This window comes from Kribbella sp. (assembly GCF_035687465.1).
Taxonomy (GTDB): Bacteria; Actinomycetota; Actinomycetes; order Propionibacteriales; family Kribbellaceae; genus Kribbella.
This window is the reverse complement of sequence record NZ_DASRXP010000069.1, coordinates 1-7,878: the sequence shown is the minus strand read 5'-3', so window position 1 is coordinate 7,878 and position 7,878 is coordinate 1. Positions and strand designations below refer to the sequence as shown.

Genomic DNA, 7,878 nt, shown 5'->3' with positions numbered 1-7,878 from the left:
CGCAGTACGGGTGAGGTCTTCGTCGGTCACGGTGTACGGCGCGTGGGGGCCGAGGCTGGCGGTGATTCTTGGGGGTCGGCCGTTGGCGGCTTGGACGCCTCGGGCTCGGAGCTGGCGGGCTGCTTCGAAGGCGGCTTCGCGTCCCTCGACGCCGGTCGACGAGAAGAAGGTGGGCGCGAGGTCGGCGCGGATACCGGTCTCGAGTGCTGCTTCGGCGATCTGGTCGGCGTGGAAGTAGTGGTCGACGAACGTGGTCACACCGGCCAGCAGCATCTCCGCGCAAGCGAGCCTGGCGCCGACCCGGACGCGCTCAGGCGTCAGGTTCATCTCCATCGGCCAGATCTTCTGGTTGAACCAGTCATCGATCGACACGTCCTCGGCCGCGCCGCGCATCATCACCATCGGACTGTGCGTATGCGAATTCGTCAGCCCTGGCACGGCGATCAACCCAGTCGCATCAACCACCTCCAGGCCATCACGCCGGTCAGCCTGAGGCACTTCGGTCGGGATGACTGCGGTGATCATGCCGTCCTCGATATGGATGTCCTGGCCCTCGTCTACCCAGCACTCCCCCGTCTCGGGAACCACCAGCACCGAACAGTTCCGGATCAGCACCTGCGTCATCGACCCTCCACCTCGCCTTGGCAACCCCTCGAAGTCTCACCCATCCGTAGGTCCACTCGAGTGGGACCCGCTTCAGCGCTGCTCGATTGCGGCAAGGCGCTGTTCGTAGGCGGCCCAGCAGCGGCAGGACGTGGTGCGGCAGAGCAGAGCGCCTGGGTCGGCGCGGATCAGTCGCTGGGCGACCGCGAGAACTGCGGCGATCGGTACCAGTCGCGCCAGGCAGGCGCCGATCTGGGTGGTGCGGGTGGCACTGCTCAGCGCCGGCTCTATTCGGCCGAAGCGATGGCTTTCGCCGGAGATATTGGGCAGCTCCATCCAGACGCCGGGGCCCGCCTTTGCATAGCGGTAGAAGCGCGAACGGCCGAGCTGCTGTTCGGCGAGGTGGATCGTCGTGTTGGAGGTGTGGGTGACGCCGAGGAGCAGGACCTGTCCACCGAGCATGCCGAGCGTCTCGATCGGTGCCAGCGGGTGATCCATCGTCTGCGAGCCGACCAATTGGTCCGCAGCCCGGCCGACGGCGAGATACGAGAAGAGCGGATGGGTACTGCGTCGGTGGGGCTGGGTCAGCCGCATCGTCTCAGGGATGACGCCGAGCCAACGATCGATCGGGGTGTCGGGCGAGAACTGCACAGCGCCTGCCAACTGCTTGTCGAACTCCTCCCAGGTGGCGCACGGTTCGAAAGCGTTCATCGGCCGAGCGAGTCCGGGCGGTGCGCCGACGCCGGTGAGGTCCCACGATCCCGCCGGCACCATCACCGTGCCGCACACGCTCACCAGTGCGGAACCGACCGCCTCTGCTCCCCCATCGACCTGACCGAACGAGCTCAGGGACGAGTGCACGATGACATCACTGGTCCGATCCAGCCCGAGCCTCCTCAGTCCGGCCGCGATCTCTGCCTCAGTGACCCTCGCGTGACTCTGCACGTCGCAAGCATGCCGCGCCCGAGGCTTGGTGGACTCCCCACCAAGTCCAGGTCGACAGCAAGTCGCCTCGGTGCACTCCGATGGGTCGGCGATCAGAGGCATGTCCTTCGGCCGATGAAGCGGAACCAGAGGCTGGTGTCGGATCGGGGCAGAGGTGTTCGTAGCAAGGGTGAGACGCCGCCCAGGGCGTCCGAGGAGAAGGGGGCAAACCGAAATGTTCACCACCGACTGCGTCAAGGCCGAAGTCACCTACCGCCGCGAGCGTCTCACCCGTGACTACGGCCGGCGGACGTCTGAGCGGACGTGGTGCCGCCGGATCTGGCCGACGTCCCGCAGATCGAAGGCATACGACCGCACCGTCGCCGGCGACCGGCCCACCGAGCTCAGGGAGCATCGACAACACTCCAGATAGCGGCGACAATCCGTCACACCCGCTACGAGCCATGTCGCTGCCTCAGCTCCGGGGAAGACATCGTCACGAAGGCTCAAGGGAACAAGTGTTCGAGTGTCGGGTAGGATGGGGTCATGGCTGCTGACCTTCAGGCCTCCTTGCTGGATGCTTTTGAGGATCCTGCCCTGGGTTCGCTGGACGGGATCCAGCGGACGGAGCTCAGTCGGGGCGCGTGGATCGATGTGTTGCCGCGGTGGTTGACCGGGGCGGATCAGGTGTATGAGCGGCTTGCTGCCGACGTTCCTTGGCGGGAAGAGCGCCGGCAGATGTACGACCGGATGGTCGACGTGCCGCGGTTGCTGTGCTTCTACGGGGAGAACGAGGACCTTCCGTTGCCGATCCTGGACGAGGCACGGGACCTGCTCAGCGAGCACTACGCCGCGGAACTCAGGGAACCGTTCCGGACCGCTGGTTTGTGCTTCTATCGCGACGGGCGCGACAGCGTCGCCTGGCATGGCGACAGGATCGGCCGTGGCGACCGTGAGGACACGATGGTCGCGATCCTGTCCGTGGGTGAGCCGCGGGTGCTCGCGCTGCGTCCCAGGCCCGGGCACGTCAGCGGTCCGGTCAAGGGCAGCATCAGGCATCCTCTCGGGCATGGCGACCTGATCGTCATGGGCGGGTCGTGCCAGCGCACCTGGGAGCACGCGATTCCCAAAGCGTCCGGTCGGATCGGCCCCCGGATCAGCATCCAGTTCCGGCCGCAAGGCGTGCGCTAGACACAGCGGGGAGGTTGAGGGCGTGGACCTCGGTCGGGCTGGCGATGTAGAAACCGAGGAGATTGATGGTGGCTGCTTGGCAGATGTGCGTTGCTGCTTCGGCCCATTCGGTATCGACCTCGGGCCACTCGGGCGGGCCGGGGCGACCGAGGGCGAGGAGCAGGGACCGGCGGGGGTACTCCTGGAGGGCACCGAGAACGGGCTTCAGGGCCACCGCGCAGTCGGACGGCTGGAGATCGTTGAAGTGGCCTGACAGGTCGATGCCGATGGCTGCCAGGTAGCGGTCTTGTTCGTCGCAGATCAGGGCTGTGAAGACGCCCCGCCGCCGCTCGCCCTCGTTGACGAACAGATCGACGACATCGGCGGCGAGCTCGGGGTCCGAGAGGGACAGCGCGGACCAGTTCTTGGGAAGGTTGAGATAGGTCATACAAACAAGGTGCCGTCGCTTTCGCGACCAGCCCACGGTTATCCACAGACCAATCCGGCAGGTCATCCACCCAACAATTGGCCCACCAAGGTAGGCATGAATTGGATCTGACCGCTGGGCCGCCAGGCTCCTAGGCTCGAGTTGTCGAGAGCAGAGGGAGACCTGAGATGACCACCACCGCGACAGACCGCACCGCCCCTGGCACCCGCGCCGCGCGGCTCCTGCCGCCCGCTGGAGCGCCGAGGAACCTCGCATTCGCCCAGCTGGCCAACTCGGTCGGCGACGGCGCCTTCATCGTCACCTCGGCGCTCTTCTTCATCAGGGTCGTCGGACTGTCCACAGCGCAGGTCGGCCTGGGTCTGACGGTCGCCTGGCTGATCGGCTTCCTCGCCGGCGTCCCGCTGGGCCACCTGGCCGATCGGAAAGGTCCGCGAGGGGTCGCCATCCTGCTGGCCCTGTCCACCTCAGCGTCAGTGGCTTCGTTCCTCTTCGTCCGAAGCTTCCCGCTCTTCCTGGTCGCCGCGATCGCCTACGCGATCAGCCAGACCGGTCTCACAGCCGCACGACAGGCCTTGCTCGCCGGCCTGGTCGAGCCAGCCGAGCGCACTCGCATCCGGGCGTTCCTGCAGTCCACTGTCAACGCAGGACTCGCTGTGGGCGCTGCACTCGGTGGAGTCGCCCTGCGGTTCGACACGGCCCCGGCGTACCTCACGGTGTTCGCGATCGACGCAGCCAGCTTCCTGATCGCGGCCGCACTGATCCACCGCGTGCCCGCGGTCGCCGCACACACCCTGCGCGTCGCCGGTGAGCCACGGCTCGCAGTACTGCGGGACCGGCCGTACGCAGTACTGGCTCTGCTCAATGCGGCGATGTTGATGTTCATGCCGCTGCTGAGCCTGGTTGCGCCGCTGTGGATCGTGGAGCGCACGAATGCGCCGGGCTGGGTTGTCGCCTCCCTGTTGGTGATCAACACGATCGGCGTGACGCTGTTCCAGGTACGGATCGCCCGGGGCGTCACCAATCTCCGGACAGCCACCCGCTCGGTCCGGTTCGCCGGAGTTGCCATGCTCGCGGCTTGCGCGGTGTTCGCGCTCTCTGCCTTCGGAATGGGGCCGGCCACCGCAGCCGCAGTACTGGCTGTTGCTGCTGCACTACTGACCTTCGGTGAGATGAAGCTGGCGTCCGGGGCCTGGGAGATCAGCTTCGGGCTGGCACCGGCGGACAAGCAGGGCCAGTACCAGGGCTTCTTCGGCACGGGACCCGCAATCGCGCGCATGTTGGGCCCGGCGCTGCTCACCACCCTGGTACTCGGCTGGGGCGCCGCCGGCTGGATGGTGGTCGGTGCACTGTTCCTTGGGACCAGTTGCGCGACTGGTCCCGCCGTACGATGGGCTGCACGGACGCGGCCCGCCAGCAAGGTGGTCCAGCCGTCTCTGGTGGAGGGGAACGCAGCCTGATGGAGCTAACCGGACTGGTCGAGATCACCTCGTACGACGAGCTGCGCGAGGTGGTCCCAGAGCCTCTCGAGCACGCAGCCGGCAAGGTCCGCAAGGAGCTGCACGACCTCGACAAGGAGTGGCTCGCGGCCTCGCCCTTCTGCTTGATCTCCACCGCCGCCGCGGACGGCAGCTGCGACGTCTCCCCCAAGGGCGACCCGGCCGGCTTCACGCTGGTACTGGACGACAACACCATCGCGATCCCGGAGCGAGCGGGCAACCGCCGCGTCGACGGCTTCACCAACATCATCACCAACCCGCACGTGGGCCTGATCTACCTGATCCCCGGCCGCGGCGAGACCCTGCGGATCAATGGCCGGGCCCGGATCATCAAGGACGCGCCGTTCTTCGACGCCATGGTGGTGAAGGGCAACCGCCCGCAACTGGCGCTGCTGGTAGAGATCGAGGAGATCTTCCACCACTGCTCGAAGGCGTTCCTCCGGTCCAAGGTGTGGAAGCCCGAGACGTGGGAGCCCGAGGCCGTACCGAGCCGGGCGAAGATCGCGAAGGCCCTGGACCGGCAGGACTCCGAGCTGGCCGAGCTGGAGGAGTACTACGGACCGAAGTACGAGGCGGGCATCTACAACGTCAAGTACTGAGTACTGCAGGCGGAGCAGCACGAAGTACTCCGTGGCGCCGATGACACCGGGTTGCCCGGCCCTCTACCGTTCGGAGGGTGAGCACTACTGAGCCGACCGTGCGGTCCCGCGCCAAGCGGGTGGCGCTGCCTGCGTTCATGAGCATCGTGGCGGTCGTCGGCTCGTTCGGCGCTGCCCGTGGTCAGGCGGAGCGCACCGACCCGGACTGGTTCATGGTCGTGCTGGTACTGATCGGCTCGGTCTCGCTCTACTGGCTCCGCACCCGGCCAGTTCTGGTGCTGTGGGCAACCGTCGGGTCGACGCTCGTCTACATGCTGATGCAGTACGCGTACGGCCCGGTGATCTTCAGCTTCGTGATCGCCGTCTTCAGTGCAGTCCGCACCGGGCACCGGGCGGCTGGGTGGACAGCGATAGCGGCCCTGTACGGCGGGCACGTGGTCGGCCGGATCATCCTCGGGATCAACGAGGACGGGGTCATGCAGATCCTGCTGATCGCCGGCTGGTTCATTGTGCTGGGAATCGTCGCTGAGCTGTTCCACGTCCAGCGCGAACGGGCCAATGCGGCTGCCCAGACCCGCAAGGAAGAGGAACTACGCAAGGCCGGTGAGGAGCGACTGCGGATCGCCCAGGAGCTGCACGACGTGGTGGCTCATCACATCTCCCTGATCAACGTGCAGGCCTCTACAGCGCTGCACCTGGTCGACAGGCAACCCGAGCAGGCGGCGCCTGCGCTCTCCGCGATCAAGGACGCCAGCAAAGAGGCGCTGGTCGAGCTCAGGTCGATCGTGGGCATCCTGCGTTCGTCCGACGAGTCCGCGCCGCGGCAGCCGGTTGCAGGACTCGATCGGCTCGATCACCTGATCAGCCGGACCTCGCGTGCGGGCCTGGAGGTGCATGCGATCGTGCACGGGGACCCACGGCCGCTACCGACCGGCCTGGACCGCGCTGCGTTCCGCATCATCCAGGAGTCGCTGACCAACATCGTCAGGCACGCCAAGGCGACCGCGGCGACCGTGCGGATCCAGTACGGCGAACAAGCGCTCGTGCTGCAGGTGGACGACGACGGTGAATCGCTCACCGGTCCGCCGAAAGAGGGCAACGGGATCATCGGCATGCGCGAGCGAGCCACAGCCCTCGGCGGCAGCCTCACCGCAACCCGCACGTCCACGGGCGGGCTGCGCATCACCGCCCAGCTACCGCTCTGACCCGCGCTAGAGGCGCCGGCGGTCACCAGGCAGGCGCGACGCAGTACGGGGTGTCAGGGCAAGTGGACGTGGGAGGGGTTGAGCTCCGCGACGGTGGAGGCGCCGAGGAGGGCCATGGTGCGGCGGACCTCCTTGGTGAGGATCTCGGCCGCGCGGGCGACGCCTCGCTCGCCGCCTGCCATCAGGCCGTAGAGGTAGGCCCGGCCGACCAGACAAGCGTCGGCGCCGAGAGCAAGAGCGGCAACGATGTCGGCGCCGCTCATGATGCCCGTGTCCAGATACACCTCGGCGTCCGTGCCTACGGCCTTGCGGACGTCCGGCAGGATACGCAGCGGTGTCGGGGCACGGTCGAGCTGGCGCCCGCCGTGGTTCGACAGCACGATCGCGTCGGCGCCGGCGTCGACCACCCGACGAGCGTCGTCGACGGTCTGGATGCCCTTGACGATCAGCGGTCCGTCCCAGATCGAGCGCAGCCAGGTCAGGTCGTCGATCGTCATCGTCGGGTCGAACAGCTTGTCCAGCAGTTCGGCGACGGTGCCGTCCCAGGTGGACAGCGACGCGAACGTCAACGGCCGCGTGGTCAGCAGATTGGCCCACCACGCCGGATGCATCGACGCATCCAGCACAGTCTTGACCGTCAACGACGGCGGGATCGTGAAGCCATTCCGTACGTCGCGCAGCCGCGCCCCCGCGACCGGCACGTCGACCGTCAGCATCAAAGCCTCGTACCCCGCGGCGGCTGATCGCTTGACCAGGTCCTCCCCCGCGTCCCGGTCCTTCCACACGTACAACTGGAACCACTTCCGCGCATCGGGTGCGGCGGCCGCGACGTCCTCGATCGAGGTGGTTCCCATCGTCGAGAGCGCGTACGGGATGCCGAGCCGCTCGGCGACCTTGACGACAGCACTCTCGCCTTCGTGGTTCATCATCCGGGTGAATCCGGTCGGCGCGAAGGCGAACGGCAGCTCGGACCGCCGGCCGAGCATGTCGGTGCCGAGGTCGATCTCGGAGACGTCGCGCAGGATCGACGGCCGCAGCTCCATCTCGGAGAACAGCCGCCGGGCCCGCTGCAGGCTGATCTCCGCCTCGGCCGCCCCATCGGTGTAGTCGAAGACAGAGCGCGGCGTACGGCGCTTCGCGATCGACCGGAGATCCGCGATGGTGAGCGCTTTCTCGAGCCGGCGATCGGTCGCGTTCACGGTCACCGGCTTGGGCCGCAGCAAGGGCTTGAGCTCGGACCAGCGGGGCATCTGGCGATCGGTCATCAGGGCTCTCTCCAGGCGGCGACGGTGTGGTCGGACCACAGCATATCCTGTGGTCCGACCACACAGCTACACTCGCCCGTGTGAAGAACTACGAGCTGGTCCTGAACCGGGTCGAGGCCGATCTCGCGGCCGGCCGGCTGCGGCTCGGCGGGAGACTCCCTGGGGAGC

At 67.3% G+C, this 7,878-nt stretch carries 8 protein-coding genes; 4 read left to right on the top strand and 4 right to left on the bottom strand.

Annotated elements, in window-relative coordinates; translation table 11 throughout:
• Both VFG33_RS03470 and VFG33_RS03465 read right to left on the bottom strand, forming a co-directional pair.
• The coding region (locus VFG33_RS03470; RefSeq protein ID WP_325022284.1) for an amidohydrolase family protein at window positions 1-624 on the bottom strand (624 nt) is incomplete at its 3' end.
• Between the two features lie 72 nt (window positions 625-696).
• Window positions 697-1,548: an AAC(3) family N-acetyltransferase gene (locus tag VFG33_RS03465; protein ID WP_325022282.1), complete on the bottom strand. Its 852-nt coding sequence runs from the start codon at window positions 1,546-1,548 to the stop codon at window positions 697-699.
• A gap of 525 nt (window positions 1,549-2,073) precedes the next feature.
• On the opposite strand from VFG33_RS03465, the gene VFG33_RS03460 reads away from it, so the two are divergent.
• A complete protein-coding gene (locus VFG33_RS03460) occupies window positions 2,074-2,718 on the top strand; it encodes an alpha-ketoglutarate-dependent dioxygenase AlkB (protein ID WP_325022280.1) in 645 nt (214 codons plus the stop codon).
• On the opposite strand, the gene VFG33_RS03455 is transcribed toward VFG33_RS03460, so the two are convergent.
• Entirely contained in the window at window positions 2,684-3,145 is a 462-nt protein-coding gene (locus tag VFG33_RS03455; RefSeq protein WP_325022278.1) for a hypothetical protein, read from the bottom strand. The two genes, VFG33_RS03460 and VFG33_RS03455, sit on opposite strands and share 35 nt — an antisense overlap.
• Before the next feature lie 167 nt (window positions 3,146-3,312).
• Here VFG33_RS03455 and VFG33_RS03450 point away from each other — a divergent pair, with 167 nt between their 5' ends.
• From VFG33_RS03450 to VFG33_RS03440, 3 genes are all read left to right on the top strand, one after another.
• Complete coding sequence (locus tag VFG33_RS03450) at window positions 3,313-4,602, top strand: MFS transporter (protein WP_325022276.1); 1,290 nt, start codon at window positions 3,313-3,315, stop codon at window positions 4,600-4,602.
• Complete coding sequence (locus tag VFG33_RS03445) at window positions 4,602-5,240, top strand: pyridoxamine 5'-phosphate oxidase family protein (RefSeq protein WP_325022274.1); 639 nt, start codon at window positions 4,602-4,604, stop codon at window positions 5,238-5,240. Before VFG33_RS03450 ends, VFG33_RS03445 begins: the two co-directional genes overlap by 1 nt.
• A 77-nt stretch (window positions 5,241-5,317) precedes the next feature.
• Window positions 5,318-6,445 (top strand): sensor histidine kinase, encoded by a 1,128-nt coding sequence (locus VFG33_RS03440; protein ID WP_325022273.1) that lies wholly within the window; start codon window positions 5,318-5,320, stop codon window positions 6,443-6,445.
• A gap of 53 nt (window positions 6,446-6,498) precedes the next feature.
• Here the strand turns inward: VFG33_RS03440 and VFG33_RS03435 are convergent, their stop codons facing one another.
• Window positions 6,499-7,710: an alpha-hydroxy acid oxidase gene (locus VFG33_RS03435; protein WP_325022271.1), complete on the bottom strand. Its 1,212-nt coding sequence runs from the start codon at window positions 7,708-7,710 to the stop codon at window positions 6,499-6,501.
• Between the last annotated feature and the right edge of the window lie 168 nt (window positions 7,711-7,878).